The following is a 15,084-nucleotide window of genomic DNA, read 5'->3' as shown; positions in this document are numbered from 1 at the left end:
TGCTGCGGCGGCTGCGAGTCGTTGGTGCATAGCCAGCATTGGTCGATGATGGCGCCCCTCGCATAGTGTAGGAGCACCTCCACTACACGACTGGTCGCGCCATGGGTCACAGTGACAATTCTTCTGATGCCATTGTCATCTCGCTGGAGAAAGCTCGGCTAGATGTTGCCTTTGTCCATGCGTTTCTCACCACATCCTCCTGGGCTGCGGGTATTTCATTGGCGCGTGTCAGCACCAGTATCGACCATAGCCTGTGTGCAGGCGCCTATCTCGGGACTCAGCAGGTAGGCTTTGCGCGGCTTGTCACCGACTTTGCGACCTTTGGTTATCTCTGCGACGTTTTTGTCGATAGCCACCATCGTGGGCAGGGCCTGGGAAAGCGGCTGACACTGGCTTTACTGAATAGCCCTGAGGTAAATGGCTCTGAAGTGAACTGCCCTGAAGTGAACTGCCCTGGAGAGCACAGCACAGAAGTAGCGCCGCTTCGGCGCATCCTGCTGGCGACCAGCTCCGCATCATGGCTCTATGAAGGGCTGGGCTTCACCCCCGTCAACCAGCCAAATTACCTGTGGCAGCGATATCGGCCGGATGCCTACTCCGAACCTGGACGCAGGTGAAGTCTGTCCAGGAAGAACATGGCTCGGCGCTCGGCATCACCTGGCGAGCTCTGCCTGGATCAGTTCACCCAGCAGGCGAATACCTGCCTCGATGCGTTCTGCCGATACGGTGACGAAGGATAGCCGTAGCGTGTTGGTCGGTGCGTTCTCGGTAAAGAAGGGCGCGCCCGGGACAAAAGCCACCCCACGATCTATCGCCGAAGCCAGCAGCGCCTGGGTATCGATGGCCTCGGGTAACGTCACCCAGATGAACATTCCCCCCTGAGGTCGGGTCCAGCTCGCGGTGGCAGGAAAATGGCGCTCTAACGCCGATAGCATCAGCTGGCACTGGTCGCGATAGAGCTGGCGAATCCTTGGGATATGGACTTCGAGAAAACCGTCCCTGACGAGTTCGTAGGCAAGGTATTGGTTGAGGCTCGGGCTATGCAGATCGGCCGCCTGTTTGGTCTGTACCAGCTTCTGGTACAGCCAGGGCGGCGCCACGATGTAGCCCAGTCGCAGACCGGGTGCCAGTACCTTCGAGAACGATCCCAGGTAGATGCCGTTATCCGGATCGTAGGACAGCAGGCTGGGTAACGTCTCCCCGCGATAGGACAGCTCGCCGTAGGGATCATCTTCAACCACCGCCACGCCAGCATCCTTGGCCTTGGCGACCAGTGCCTGACGGCGTGGCAGTGGCAGGCAGCGTCCGGTGGGATTCTGGAAGTTAGGCAGGCAGTACAGCAGCCGTGCGTCGTTCAGTAGCTCTGGCGTAAGCGCGTCGACATCGATGCCCACATGGTCGGAAGGCATCGCGCAGAAACGCGGGTGATAGAGCGAGAACGCCTGGAGTGCCCCCAGGTAGCTGGGCGTTTCCACCAGCACTTTGCTGTTGCTGTCGATAAGGCATTTACCGATGAGGTCCAGTCCTTGCTGAGATCCGCTGGTGATCAGCACTCGGTCCGGATCGAGCGCGACCCCGCGAGAGGCAAAACGATTCGAGACCCACTGTCGTAGAGGCGCAATACCTTCCGTCGGACCGTATTGCAGGGCTGCCTCGGGAGCGTCGGCAAGCACCCTCATCACCGTGTCCTTGAGCGGGCCGACCGGAAAGCTGGCAGGAGAGGGGAGCCCACCGGCAAAGGAGATGATGTCAGGTCGCTCGGTGATCTTGAGGATTTCACGAATGGAAGAGCCAGTAAGGCGCTGTGCGCGCTTTGAAAACGTCATGCAGTGAGTCCTCTGAAGTATTCCATGCGAGATGCGGGGCGAGATCCCGTGTAAGAAGACTGGCGACGAGCGTGCCACTGGTCGAACGAAGCGCGTTGCGCGTTATCCCCCTTTGCTGATTAAAGGCGCAGGGACGCGCGGAGGGAAGCCGTCAGTAGCGAACAGGTACAGTCGCGGAAAGGGCGGGCCGTTTTTCTATCGCGTCTCGTGGAGCGGGGGGCGGGAGCAGCGGCTGGGGCTATCGGGCACAGGGCAGAGCTTCCATCTCGCTGACCAGGTGGTCGATAAAGCGACGAATGCGGGTGGGCAGGTGGTCGGCGTAGGGATAGACGGCGTAGATGTCGGCGTTGGGGAGCTGATAGTCGGGCAGTACCTGTACCAGTCGTCCCTGTGCCAGATGCTCGTGCACGTCCCACTCTGCCCTTACGGCGATGCCGTGTCCGCGCATCGCCCAGGTCAGGACACTCTCACCGTCGTTGGCGGACAGGTTGCCGCGGACCTTGATCTGATGGTGGCGCTCGCCGCGGGTAAAGCGCCAGTTGCCGTAGGTGTCGTCGTTCTGCCTGAGCACGATGCAGTTGTGATCGCTGAGTTCCTCCGGTGTTCGGGGATGGCCGTGTCGGTCCAGATAGGCTGGCGAGGCGCACAGCAGGCGGCGATGTGAGGCGATCTTGCGGGCATGCAGTCCTGAGTCAGGCAGGCTGCCGAAGCGAATGCCGATATCAAAGGCATTGGCCACCAGGTTGAGCGGGTGGTCCGATAGCTGAAGCTGGCAGTCGATACCGGGATATTGTTCGACAAACGTCGCAACAAAAGGGGCGATATGTCGGCGGCCAAAACCGAAAGGCGCGTTGATCCGAATCTGTCCCGAGGTGTCGTCGGAATTGACCTTCAGGGCGCGTTGTAGTGATGCCATATCGGCCAGCATTCGCTTGGCATAGCGCAGCATCACCACCCCATCCGGCGTCACACTCATCGCACGCGGGGTGCGATAAAACAGCTGAGTCTCCAGCGCTTTCTCCATGTTTGCCAATCGCTTGCTGGCCGCAGCGGGAGTGATATCCAGGTCCTTGGCGGCGCGGGACAGGCTGCCGGCTTCGCACAGGTAGACAAAGAATTCGAGATCGGCAATGGATTTCATGGTTAACCCTAGGGTCAAGGTAGCTTCAACCGCCAGTCTATTGCCGCTATTTCCTGCTGTCACTTAGCCTTCGTTGACACCATCAATGACCAGGTTTTCTGGTACGTCAACGAGGTCCAAGACAGATGAGAACACACAAGGTAGCGATCATGCCCGGCGATGGGATCGGGCTGGAAGTCATCGAAGCGGGCAAGCAAGTACTGCAGGCTCTGGCCAATAAAAGTGGCGACTTCGGCTTCGAATTTGAAGACTTTGACTGGAGCTCCAAGCGCTATCTGGAGCAGGGGCAGTACATTCCCGACGGTGGACTGGAGCGTCTGAAGGGCTTCGATGCCATCTATTTCGGCGCTGTGGGCAGCGAAGACGTGCCCGACCACGTGTCACTGTGGGAGCTGCGCCTGGCGATCTGCCAAGGGTTCGATCAGTACGCCAATGTGCGCCCGGCCAGAGTGCTGCCGGGGGTCAAGAGTCGCCTGCAAGGCGCCGACAAGATCGACTGGGTGATCGTCCGTGAAAACAGTGAGGGTGAGTATTCCGGCAACGGCGGCCGGGTGCATCAGGGGTTGCCTGACGAGATTGGCACTGAGCTCTCCATCTTTTCGCGCAAGGGCATCGAGCGTATCCATCGCTTTGCCTTCGAGCTGGCCCAGAGCCGCCCGCGCAAGAAGCTGACGCTGGTGACCAAGTCCAATGCCCAGCGTCACGGCATGGTGCTTTGGGACCAACTGTTTTTCGAAGTGGCCAAGGACTTTCCCGAGGTCGAGATCGACCGGGAGCTGGTGGATGCGGTGACCACCCGCATGGTGCTCAAGCCTGAGACCCTTGACGTGGTGGTGGCCACCAACCTGCACGCTGACATTCTGTCTGATCTGGCGGCGGCGCTGTCCGGCAGCCTGGGCATTGCCCCGACCGCCAACCTGAACCCGGAACGCAACTTTCCATCGATGTTCGAGCCGATCCACGGCTCCGCCTTTGATATCGCAGGCCAAGGCATTGCCAACCCGGTGGGGTCGTTCTGGACGGCCGCGATGATGCTTGAGCACCTCGGCGAAACCACTGCCGCAGAACGCCTGATGGCAGCCATCGAACGACTGACAGCCTCCGGCATGCAGACCAGGGATCTGGGCGGTGACGCCACTACCCGAGACGTGACCGCCGCCATCTGTGCAGATATTGAAGCCCAGGGATAAGCCTGATTCCCCCTGGTGCCGTGGCGTCGGGGGGCGATGACGTGACTCGCGCAGCGTCATGTCCACCTGCGTGAGTCTCTGGGGAGCCGGAGACCATCGGCTCTCCGCTCCACAAGCCCAGCAAGAGGCTTGCCAGCAACAATCACAATATCGAGGAGCAACGCCATGAACACCACACCGCTTATTGTCAGCGCACTGATCGCTGCCGCCGCTAGCCCGGTCTTCGCCTCCGACGACTCGGCAGACTGGCCGCAGAGCGTCACCATCGGTACCGGCAGCCAGGGTGCCACCTATTACATCTACGGCAGCGGCTGGGGCAACCTGGTCGGCGAGCGCACGGGCATTTCGTTTGGTGCCGAGGTCACCGGTGGCCCGGTGCAGAACGTCACCATGGTGCAGATGGGCGAGCATGAGTTCGGCATGGTCACCATGGGACCCGCCTATCAGGCCTGGCAAGGCAACAGCCAGCTGGCGCCAGGAGTTGAGCACACCGACGTGCGGGCGGTCTTCCCGATGTACCAGACCGCACTGCAGGTCATTGCGCTCAAGAATTCGGGTATCGACTCCGTTGCCGATCTGGACGGCAAGACCATCGGCATCGGGCCTGCCGGTGGAACCGGTGATCTCTACTTCCCGCAGATCTTCGACAAGCTGGGTATCGAGGTCGACACCCGCAATGGCGGCGCCGCTGATCAGGCGGGGCAGGTCCAGGATGGCCTGCTCGATGCCTTTGCCTTCGCTTCCGGTATACCGGTTTCCGCGTTCAGTCAGCTCGAGGCGCAAGCCGACGTCAATATCTTCTCGTTCTCCCCGGAGGAAAGCGCGCAGTTCCTGGAGGACTTCCCTGCGTTAAGCGCTTCGTCGATTCCGGCGAGTGCCTATCAGTCGCTGGAACAACCGACCCCAGCCGTGTCGATCTGGAACTTTGCCATCACCCACAAGGATATGCCCGAGGGGCTGGTGTATGAGGTGACTAAGACGGTGATGGAAGAGCACGAGCGCATGCTCAAGGTGCACGGCTCGGCCAAGGAAACCCTGCCGGAGAACGCTTCCCAGAACAGCTTCATGCCCTGGCATCCGGGAGCGGTCCGTTGGTTCGAGGAAAACGGCTACGACATCCCGGACAACCTGGAAGGCTGATGCGCATGGGCCGGCCGATGTAGCGGCTGGCCTTGATGCCCTTGCGCCGAGGCCCTGGGTGGGTCTCGGCGTTGGTGATCTGAGGGACGACTAACATGACCACGACAAGACAAGCGGAGCCCGCTGGCGAGGTGGCTCCTCTGCACACGGTGGTGGCTGAGGGCGCCGATGACCTGCCCCGTGCCCATAATGAGCGCGTGCTCGACGGCCTGGTCGGCCGTACGGTGATGCTGGGGTGCGTGCTGTTTACGGCGATGCATCTCTATGCGCTGAACATTGCACCGATCGAAACCTGGACCTTTCGCATTCTTCACGTGGCAGGCGGTCTGCTGGTGGGGTTCGCGATCACCGCGGCGATGTCGGTAGACCCTGATGCGGTGACAAGTGGAGCGCGCCGGCCGTCTGGCGCCGAGCGGGCGATGGCCACGCTGACCCTGGCAGCGAGCCTGTATGCGGCGGGTTGTGCCCTGGTGCTGTGGGGACTCAGCGATGCCCGTGGCGCCGCCTTTCATCCTGCTTTACCGATGCATCTGGCCGTCTCGCTGACGCTTGCCAGTACGCTCGGCGTGCTCGCAAGCTGGGCCTTCTGCCGCGCGCCGAGCAGTCGAGGGGACCGGATTCACTGGCCGGATCTGGCGTTGATGGTGTCGGCACTGGTGGTGGCCGCTTACCTGATCTTTGTCCTGGGCCGTTGGCGCATGGCGGCGGGCACACCGCTGGTCGGCACCGCTGAGTGGCTGGTCGCGGCCAGCGGTATCCTGCTGATCATGGAGCTTACGCGGCGTATCGCGGGACTGGCGCTGATCGTCATCACCAGCGTCTTTCTGGTCTATGCCTTCGCCGGCCCCTACCTGCCCGGCATCCTGGCCCACGACGGCTACACCGCCAAGCGCTTCTTCACTTACCTGTACACCGACAGTGGGGTGCTTGGGCCGACCACGGCGGTATCGTCGACCTACATCATTCTGTTCATTACCTTTGCCGCCTTCTTGCAGGCGTCCAAGGTGGGCGACTACTTCGTCAACTTTGCCTTTGCCATGGCCGGGCGCTCCAGGGGTGGGCCCGCCAAGGTAGCCGTCTTTGCCTCGGGACTGATGGGCATGATCAACGGCACCTCTGCCGGTAATGTGGTGGCGACCGGGTCGCTGACCATTCCGCTGATGAAGCGGGTCGGCTATCACCCGCTGAGTGCCGGGGGAATCGAGGCGGCGGCCTCCACCGGTGGCCAGATCGTGCCGCCGATCATGGGTGCCGGGGCCTTTATCATGGCGGAGATTACCGGTATCCCGTATACCGAGATTGCCTTTGCCGCGCTGATTCCGGCGGCGTTGTACTTCCTCGCCATCTACCTGATGGTGGATCTGGAAGCGCGCCGGGATGGCATGCAGGGCCTGCCCAGGGAGCAGCTGCCCCAGGTGGGTGAGATGGTCAAGCGGGTCTACCTGTTCCTGCCGATCATCATCCTGATCGCCACGCTGTTCATGGGGTATTCGGTCATCCGTGCGGGCACGCTGGCCATGGTCAGCGCCGCCGTGGTGTCCTGGCTGACGCCGCACTGGATGGGGCCGAAGGCCTTGCTCAGGGCGCTGGAGCTGGGCGCGCGGATGTCGGTGCCGTTGATCGCGGTGTGTGCCTGCGCCGGGATTATCGTCGGCGTCATCTCGCTGACCGGAGTGGGCGCGCGCTTTGCGTCCATGCTGCTGGGAATTGCCGATACCAGCCATTTCCTGGCGCTGTTCTTCGCCATGTGCATCTCGATCCTGCTGGGCATGGGCATGCCCACCACGGCAGCGTACGCGGTGGCCGCCTCGGTGGTGGCGCCAGGACTTCAGCAGATTGGCATCTCACCGCTGGTCTCCCATTTCTTCGTGTTCTACTACGCGGTGTTGTCGGCGATCACGCCGCCAGTGGCGTTGGCGGGCTACGCGGCGGCAGCAATCTCCAACACCAATGCGCTGAAGACCGCGGCCACCTCATTCAAGTTCGGCCTGGCCGCCTTTATCGTGCCTTTCATGTTCTTCTACAGTCCTGCGCTGCTGATGCAGGGAGCCTGGTGGGAGATCGTCAGGGTGGCGGTCACCGCCAGTATCGGTATCTATCTGCTGGCGGCGGCGCTTCAGGGCTACTTCCTGGCCGCACCTGTGGGCCTGGTGGCAAGGCTGGTGCTGGGAGTGGCTGCCCTGGCGATGATTGCTGGCGGGCTGGTGACCGATCTGGTGGGGCTGGGGCTCGGTGCGACGATCTGGGGCGCCCAACGCTGGCGCCACAAGAGCGCCGGCACGCTGCCCTCCTGAGTCGCTACGCTGCCCTGTCAAGAACGGCAAGGCAGCGAAGACAGGGCGCAGCGATACCTGGCGTCTTGAAGCAGAGCGCAAGCCCGGGTGTTAAAGCGCGGGGAGGTGGCCTACGGGCCGCCTCTTTTTTGTGCTACTACCTTGCACAGACGTGGAGGCTTCCTGTTCAAGGGATGCTGCCTGCGATTTTTTTCTCGGCCGCCCAAGGATCTGGGCATCAATGACGTCTTTACATGAAGACGCCTCCCTGAGGGGCGATGTGGTTTTCCGAGAGTCCGACCGCGAGGAGCGGCCACTTGTCGATTCAACAGCCCGAAGCACGGGTACCAACGGATATAGAACTGGTGAAGGGCGCTGCCGGAGGCGAGCGTGAGGCCTTCGCGCGCCTGCTGTCTCGCCACTACGATCGGCTGTTTGCGCTGGCCTGGCGGCTGACCGGAAGCCGCGCCGAGGCCGAGGATCTGGCCCAGGATATCTGTCTGGCACTACCCGATAAATTGCCGAGTTTTGACGGGCGTGCTGCCTTTTCCACCTGGCTGTATCGGGTCGCGGTCAACGCCGCCCACGATCGCCGCCGGCAGCAGGCTACTCGGCGCAAGGCTGCCGAGGGCTGGGAGGCTTGGGAGCAAGACCGACATCGGCGCAATCGACAGCGCGACGATGAGCAGCGCTGGCTCGCCAGGGCAATGGCGACGCTGTCGATGGAGCTGCGTGACACCGTGGCGCTGTCGCTGGGTGAAGGCATGACCCAGGCCCAGGTGGCCGAGGTGCTGGAGGTATCCGAGGGCACCGTGGCCTGGCGCATGAGTGAGGTGAAACGACAACTGAGCGCGCTGGCCCGGGGGGAGGAGGAAAGATGAGTGATGAGCTGAAGCGCCTCGAACGGGCTCTGTCATCGGCACCCGCGCCAGAGGCGGAGGTGAAGTCCGGGCATCTCAAGGCGGCGCTTGACCGGTTCGATCAATGTCAGGCCACCGACCAAGAGTCCAGGGCCGAGCCACGTCTCTTGGGGGAAGGTCGCGACGATACCAGGCCGCGGCCACGTTTCCCCCGGAGGGGTACCCCCATGAATCGATCAAGCACACATCGACCCTTGCACCGTCGACCATCGGTGGCTGCAGCCGCCTCGCTGGCGGCGCTGTCACTGGGGCTTTACCTGCTGTGGCCCCAGGGCCAGGACGTCGACGTCGTGACGGGGTCCGAGCCGAGCCAGGATGCCGAGATGGTCGTCGCGCCACCTCGAACGGCCAGCAAGTCCGAGGCCGCCCTTGAATCGACCGAGCGTGGGCGTCTGGCTTCTTCACCATCGGCGTCGCTCTCTCCTGCGACATCGACATCGACATCGACGGCGATGCGCGGCCTGATGCCGAGTCAGGAGGTCGCTCGGATAGCGCCCGTGCCGAGCCCGGGGCCTTCGGCCCAGGTGTCTACCGCCACCACGGAAGCCTATCCCGAGTTCGATGCCTCAAGCCTTAGGGTGACCGCCGAGGCGCCGGTGTCGACCTTTTCGGTGGACGTGGACACGGCCAGCTACGCGGTGGTGCGCTCGTCGCTGATGCAGGGACAGTTGCCGCCGCCCCAGGCGGTGCGCATCGAGGAGATGATCAATTACTTCAGCTACGACTACCCGCAGCCTGACGCAGAGGCCTTTCTCCCGATCGTTGACGTCTTTGCCTCGCCATGGAACTCCGGGCGCCAACTGGTACGAGTAGCGCTTCAGGGCAGGGCGGCCACGCCAGGCCCCCGCCCGCCGGTCAATCTGGTGTTGCTGATCGATACGTCTGGCTCGATGCACTCGCCGGATAAGCTGCCCTTGCTCAAACGATCCATGGCGCTGTTGTTGGGTGAACTGGAAGACGACGATGAGATCGCCATCGTCACCTACGCTGGCAGCGCCGGTATAGCGCTGAAGCCGACCAGGGTCGCCCAGCGTGATGACATCATCAGCGCACTGGAGCGCCTGACGTCGGGCGGTGGCACCGCAGGTGAGGCGGGTTTGCGTCAGGCCTACCGAGTGGCGAGGCGGATGAGCGGCGAAGGCGAGACGACCCGAGTGGTGCTGGCCACCGATGGCGATTTCAACCTGGGCATCAGCGATCCCGAAGCGCTGGAGCGCTTTATCGCCGACCAGCGCGACGATGGCGCCTACCTGTCGGTGTTGGGCTTCGGGCGCGGCAATCTTGACGATGCCGTGATGCAGTCCCTTGCCCAGCATGGCAACGGTCAGGCGGCCTACATCGACAGCATGGCCGAGGCGCAGAAGGTGCTGGTGGATCAACTGTCGGCATCGCTTGAGCCCATCGCCAATGACGTCAAGGTGCGTGTCGAGTTCAATCCGGCGCGAGTGCAGGAGTACCGCTTGATCGGCTATGAAACCCGGGCGCTGAGGCCTGAGGACTTCCGCAATGACCGGGTAGATGCCGGTGATATAGGCGCAGGGCACCAGGTCACCGCACTTTACGAGATCACCCCGGTGGGGTCCTACGCTGCCATGAGCGAACCGCGGCGTTACGCCAAGGAGGATCACAGCCCGGCGGGCCGCTACAGCGATGAGCTCGGCCATTTGGCGCTTCGCTACAAGGTGCCGGGGGACGATCGCAGCCGTCTGATTGAGATGCCGATCAAGGCGCCGACGGGAGCAGCCTGGCAGCTGCCCGATAGCGAAGCGTCCTTCGCCGCCGCCATCGCAGGCGTTGGTCAGTTGCTCGGTGATGACCGCTATCTCGGTGACTGGGGCTGGGACGATGCCATCGCCCTGGCGGAGGGCAACAGGGGCGAAGATCGCGTTGGCTATCGTGCCGAGGCTGTACGCCTGATGCGACTGGCCCGAGACCTGTCGGAGCGCTGAGGTTTTACGCTACGCTTGGATGTATCACAACTTTCTTGTTCAGGAGGGGGCATGGCCAAGGCGTTGGGGCGACGGCGTGTAAATGCGGCCATGGCGTCCATCATCAGCGCTCTTCTCGATGAGGCGCGCCAGGCCTATCCGCGTATTCGCCAATCCCATGAGCCGGAAGGGCTTCACGATTTCCGGGTGGCCCTTCGTCGCCTACGCTCCTTGCTCAAGGATTTCCGCTCACAGCCCGGCGTGGCTGTCGATAAAGAGCTCTATCGTCAGCTGACAGCGCTGTCACGTGCGACCAACGACGCGCGTGACAGGGAGGTCATGCTGGCTTGGCTGGACGAACAGGTGGCGACCAGTGGAGCCGCTGAGCGGGGCGCACTCGGTTGGTGGCGTGAGCGCCTGGCGCCTCAGGTCGACAGGGAATACGCCAGGCTGGATGCGCCGATCGCGAGCTTCCCTATGCTCGATGCCAAGCTACGCGAGGCGGCCAACCGAGCGCGGGGTAAACGGGCGGCACTGGGCAGCAGCGCCAAGCGGAAGTCGACGCGCAAGCAGGATGTGCGTGAAGCCCCCCGTTTTGGGGTTGCCAGTGCCGAGGTCCTGGAGCGGCTGCGAGACCAGTGGCTGTCGGAGCTTGCCCAGGTGCGCGTTGGCGCTGAAGAGGAAGCGCTGCATCGTCCGCGTATCACCGGCAAGCGATTGCGCTATCTGCTGAAACCCTGGCGAGAACAGGGCAGTGCCTTTGTTGAGCTGGAAGACGAGATGAAGCGCTTTCAGGATGCCTTCGGAGATCTCCATGATGACCTGGTGCGAGCCGATGCCCTGACGGCCGCAGCATTGCAGCACGCCGAAGATGAAATGCTGGAGCGACTGGCAAGCGCTGCGACGGATGCGCCAGCGCGGGCTAGCGCTCCCCGCCATTTGCGCGGATTCATGCTGTTGCATGGACGCCAGCAAGAGCAGACTGAGGTGCATTTGACCCGTGTCATGACCCTGTGTCGCAGGCCGCAGCTTGAACGTCTGGCGGCCAGGTTCGAAGAAGCCGCTCAGCAGATGAGGGCAGCGTCTTGACGTCGGCAGTGACTCACTTCAAGCGCTGGGACACTTCCTTCCACAGGCCGGCATAGGCGTGTGCGGCCGGGCTTGCTGGGGCAAAGTGACGGACCGGGGCACGCTCAAGCCCCATGCGCTCGACCGCACTTGCCGCCGGAATCACCGTCGACAGTCGCAGTGGCCAGCGCTTGTCGAAGCTATCGATGACCTCCCGATGCAGACTTCTGCGTCGATCTGCCAGAGTCAGGAAGGGCCATAGCGGGCAGGTAAGATGGCGATCGTCGAGGAAGGTCTCGAGCTGCTCAAGGGTGCGCAGCGACAGGGTCGACGGCACGACCGGCACCAGCAAGGCATCCACACTGGTGAACATGTTTTCCGACATGTGCGAAAGGGTAGGCGGGCAGTCGAGGATGACCAGGTCGTATTCGTCTCTTACCCGCGCCAGTATCTGGCGTAGGTGGCTGGTCCCTTGATGCTCCAGCAGGTGGTCCATTTCCCTTGAGTCCAGCGATGCCGGGAGCACATCGAGACCGTCCACATTGGTCGCACGAATGACCTTGTTGAAAGCGGCCTTGCCTTTGACCAGCTTCTCGACGCCACCGCGAATCTTTGGCTTCACCTTGAGATAGAAGGTGGTGGCCGCCTGAGGATCCAGGTCCCACAGCAGCACGCGCAGGCCTGATCCAGCGGCTTCACTGGCGAGATTGACGGCGGACGCGGTCTTGCCGACGCCGCCTTTGATGCTGTAGAGCGACAGCATTCGCATCGCCGATTATCCCTGATAATTGATGACGTTATCGAAGGACTCTAACACAGCTTTAGCAGCTTCGCTGTGTCATGGAACGGAGGTTGAGTCTTCCGTCAGCAACGCGCAGATTGCACGGCCGAGTCGTTGTAGGATAAGCCCCTGTCGCGGCAGAGCCCATGCCGGGCTGGCCAAAGGCTGGCGCTCGATAGAGGTAGACGTTGGGACCAGGTTGAAGGCGGAGCAGAGGAAGCGGGGCAGAGGAAGCGAGGCAGAGGAAGCGAGGCAGAGGGAGGCAGAAAGAGTCGGTCAGGAACAGCGTGGCAAGAGAATGCCAGGCAGGACCACCAGGCTAGCGCTGGATCAGGCGCCTGACCCGCTGCACGGCCAGCGCGGTCACGACCAGCTTGCGTCCCCAGCGTGTCAGTCGACCTGGGTGGCGCAGAACCGGAATGAGCGCGGCACCGGCTCCAAGCAACACCGGGGTGCGGTAGCGGCTCACGGCCTGCCAGCCAGCGTCAATGCGTTGGCCGGCCTGCTGGTAGCGGTGGGCGGCCAGCAGAATGTCCAGTCGCTGCTGCTCGATAGTGGCTTCGAGCGCTGCCTTGCGCTGCGCTCGAGTGGCAGAGGGTTGATCACGATTCATGCCGAGGGTCCTCGCATATCCCGATGCGCGCCAGGATCGTCGTTGAGCGATGACTCTGCCAGTTCGCGATCCAGCGCCAGGTGTTTCAGCGTGCTGACCAGCAGGGTGCGCTGGCGTGCCATGCGCATGGCCACCAGCGCCATGCCCACTCCCGACAGCAGCAGGACGGCCGCACTGACGGCGATGGCGGTCAGCCGATACGAATCCCAGAAGACAATGATCACGAACGCCGTCAGGGTCGCGATGCCCAGCATCACCAGTACCATGCTGAGGCCCAGCAGCAGTGCCATGGTGACCAGTCTGGCGCGTTCTTCTTCCAGCTCAAGCACGGCGAGACGCAGACGCGTCTCGCCGGTGGCGATCAGGCTGGAAAGGACACGCTTCCCTGCGCCGAACAGTCGCTGTGCCGGTCCTTGGCTGTCAGACATCAGCGACGCCCGAGCAGCATGCCGATCACGACGCCAGCGGCGGCGCCGATACCGATGCTCTTCCACGGGTTGTCGTGGACATAGCGGTCGCAGGCATCCACTTGCTCGGTCACGCTGTCACGGGTCTGGCGATAGACTCGCTCACCGGTGGCCTCGAGACGAGCGCGGGTATCCTTGAGGCGCGCTTCGGCCTTGCTGCGCCATTCCTTCACCGCTTCACTGGAGTCATCGGCGGTGGCGCTGAGCAGATCCTCCAGTGTGGTGGACAGCTGCTTCAGGTCTGCGCGCAGCTGCTCCGTGGAGGCGCTTGAAGAAGCGGCTTCGGCGGCATCGGCTTTGGTCTTGCTGGTGGTGCTGGAGCTTCGTGTAGCCATCATGTCTTCCTTTGACGTGGGTGGACAGACGCTGAAGAGGCATCAGCCATCTTCTTTATGCTCGCATTAGAGTAGCAGGTGCCGCAATGGCCTTGGCGCCTGGCAAGGCGGCTCGCCAGGGCGCCGGACCTGCGACTCACGCTAGCACCTTATCAGGGACTGAAGCTTCCCGCCGAAAACAGCGGGTTCAAGCTGAAGCCAATCCCCAAGCGGTTGGTACGCTCATCATAGTCGATCAGGCTTTCGCCGTAGCCGTAGTAGTACTGCAGGTGGCCACGCACCTTGCCGAACAGCGGCCAGGAGTAATCCAGCTGGCTGCCGTAGTTACCTTCGTCAGGGTTGCCCCTCATCATCAGGCTAGCTTCATGGGTTCCGAACATTTGCCGCGCCACGGTGATATCGGCGTAGCCCATGTAGTCCTCGATGTCCGGGTTGTCATCGTCGTTATCGTCTTCCGGCACGCGCCAGTAGGGTGCGACGGCCACTGCCCACTCGTCGTTGACCCAGGCGGTGGTGCCGATGACGCGGTTCCAGCTGCGCGACAGCGGATCGGAGCGGCCGTTGGACTGGTGGTTGAGGGAAATACGGTTGCTGACGTTGGTCCAGCCCCAGAGCTTGTAGTCGTTCTGGAATTCGAGGAAGAACTCCGGCTCGTAGTTGGTCTCACGGAAGGGCGATGACTCATCACCGTTGTAGGCCTGCCACCAGCTCTTCTGGGTGTAGGCGAAATACAGATCGCCATTGTCGAACACGAGATCTTCCGCCAGGTTGAACTTGGCACTGAACTGGAACTTCAGTTCGGTGTTGTCCATGTTCGGGTCGTCGTCGTCCGCGCGGAATGCATCCTCGTTGGGGCTGCTGTTGTAGGTCACCGGCAAGATGTAGTTGCGGCGGTGGGTGGTGATCGCGAAGGGGTTGCTCGCGGACTCACGTTCCAGCAGGCGACGCTGTTCAACCGTCTCTTCAATAGGTTTGCCGGACGCCTGGGCGACGATTTCTTCAGACGCTGGCAAGCCAGTGGTATCCGGAGCCTCACCGGCCGTGCCCGTCAGGGCCTGGGCGGTCTCCTGCTGGGCTTCATCGTCGTTGAGCTCGCTTTCCAGCCTGGCAAGTTCGGCCTTGAGCGCTTCAACGCGGGCTTCCTTGGCCGAGCGTTCTGCCTCAGTCAGGCTTGCCGCCTGGGCCGACTGCCCAGCGATGGCAAGCACCAGCAGGGTGGGTAGCAAGGATAAATGGAGGGCGGGGCGGCTCATAGGATGATCCAATGGACAGGTTGAGGCGTTGTTCTACCATGGCGGCAGCACGAGTCAACTTCATGAAAGAATCTTGCACTGGATTGCCATACTGACACACTGGGTTGAAAATCGCGCCTTTCACCCCGTTGCGACAGGAAATTTCCTTA

General features: G+C 62.4%; 14 protein-coding genes. 7 read left to right on the top strand and 7 right to left on the bottom strand.

Annotated elements, in window-relative coordinates; translation table 11 throughout:
- The first annotated feature begins 101 nt into the window (after positions 1-101).
- Entirely contained in the window at positions 102-617 is a 516-nt protein-coding gene (locus tag KUV86_RS16410; RefSeq protein WP_222485631.1) for a GNAT family N-acetyltransferase, read from the top strand.
- A gap of 36 nt (positions 618-653) precedes the next feature.
- On the opposite strand, the gene KUV86_RS16405 is transcribed toward KUV86_RS16410, so the two are convergent.
- Entirely contained in the window at positions 654-1,826 is a 1,173-nt protein-coding gene (locus tag KUV86_RS16405) for a PLP-dependent aminotransferase family protein (protein ID WP_222485629.1), read from the bottom strand.
- A gap of 238 nt (positions 1,827-2,064) precedes the next feature.
- Positions 2,065-2,967, bottom strand: coding sequence for a LysR family transcriptional regulator (locus KUV86_RS16400; protein ID WP_222238091.1), 903 nt, complete (start codon positions 2,965-2,967; stop codon positions 2,065-2,067).
- Positions 2,968-3,092: 125 nt separating this feature from the next.
- Here KUV86_RS16400 and KUV86_RS16395 point away from each other — a divergent pair, with 125 nt between their 5' ends.
- From KUV86_RS16395 to KUV86_RS16370, 6 genes are all read left to right on the top strand, one after another.
- Positions 3,093-4,157 (top strand): tartrate dehydrogenase, encoded by a 1,065-nt coding sequence (locus tag KUV86_RS16395; protein ID WP_222485627.1) that lies wholly within the window; start codon positions 3,093-3,095, stop codon positions 4,155-4,157.
- Positions 4,158-4,322: 165 nt separating this feature from the next.
- Complete coding sequence (locus KUV86_RS16390) at positions 4,323-5,297, top strand: TAXI family TRAP transporter solute-binding subunit (RefSeq protein WP_222485625.1); 975 nt, start codon at positions 4,323-4,325, stop codon at positions 5,295-5,297.
- Between the two features lie 95 nt (positions 5,298-5,392).
- Positions 5,393-7,591 (top strand): TRAP transporter permease, encoded by a 2,199-nt coding sequence (locus tag KUV86_RS16385; protein WP_222485623.1) that lies wholly within the window; start codon positions 5,393-5,395, stop codon positions 7,589-7,591.
- Positions 7,592-7,887: 296 nt separating this feature from the next.
- Positions 7,888-8,451 (top strand): RNA polymerase sigma factor, encoded by a 564-nt coding sequence (locus tag KUV86_RS16380; protein ID WP_222485621.1) that lies wholly within the window; start codon positions 7,888-7,890, stop codon positions 8,449-8,451.
- 206 nt (positions 8,452-8,657) lie between these two features.
- A complete protein-coding gene (locus tag KUV86_RS16375) occupies positions 8,658-10,439 on the top strand; it encodes a vWA domain-containing protein (RefSeq protein ID WP_222485619.1) in 1,782 nt (593 codons plus the stop codon).
- Between the two features lie 51 nt (positions 10,440-10,490).
- The gene (locus KUV86_RS16370; protein WP_222485617.1) at positions 10,491-11,507 is read left to right on the top strand and encodes a CHAD domain-containing protein; all 1,017 of its coding nucleotides are present in this window, start codon (positions 10,491-10,493) and stop codon (positions 11,505-11,507) included.
- Between the two features lie 13 nt (positions 11,508-11,520).
- Here the strand turns inward: KUV86_RS16370 and KUV86_RS16365 are convergent, their stop codons facing one another.
- From KUV86_RS16365 to KUV86_RS16345, 5 genes are all read right to left on the bottom strand, one after another.
- Positions 11,521-12,255 carry a ParA family protein gene (locus KUV86_RS16365; protein WP_222162945.1) on the bottom strand — a complete coding sequence of 245 codons (735 nt, stop codon included), beginning with the start codon at positions 12,253-12,255 and terminating at the stop codon, positions 11,521-11,523.
- 331 nt (positions 12,256-12,586) lie between these two features.
- Complete coding sequence (locus KUV86_RS16360; protein ID WP_206936931.1) at positions 12,587-12,880, bottom strand: YqjK-like family protein; 294 nt, start codon at positions 12,878-12,880, stop codon at positions 12,587-12,589.
- The gene (locus tag KUV86_RS16355; RefSeq protein WP_222485615.1) at positions 12,877-13,308 is read right to left on the bottom strand and encodes a phage holin family protein; all 432 of its coding nucleotides are present in this window, start codon (positions 13,306-13,308) and stop codon (positions 12,877-12,879) included. Before KUV86_RS16355 ends, KUV86_RS16360 begins: the two co-directional genes overlap by 4 nt.
- On the bottom strand, positions 13,308-13,682 hold the full coding sequence (locus KUV86_RS16350; RefSeq protein ID WP_222485613.1) for a YqjD family protein: 375 nt from the start codon (positions 13,680-13,682) through the stop codon (positions 13,308-13,310). The genes KUV86_RS16355 and KUV86_RS16350 overlap by 1 nt, the downstream gene beginning before the upstream one ends.
- A gap of 152 nt (positions 13,683-13,834) precedes the next feature.
- Positions 13,835-14,935 (bottom strand): phospholipase A, encoded by a 1,101-nt coding sequence (locus KUV86_RS16345; protein ID WP_206936936.1) that lies wholly within the window; start codon positions 14,933-14,935, stop codon positions 13,835-13,837.
- Positions 14,936-15,084: the final 149 nt, after the last annotated feature.

This window comes from Halomonas sp. DP8Y7-3, from assembly GCF_019801675.1.
Classification (GTDB): domain Bacteria; phylum Pseudomonadota; class Gammaproteobacteria; order Pseudomonadales; family Halomonadaceae; genus Halomonas; species Halomonas litopenaei_A.
The sequence above is the reverse complement of the archived record's forward strand: the minus strand, read 5'-3'. Positions and strand labels throughout refer to the sequence as shown.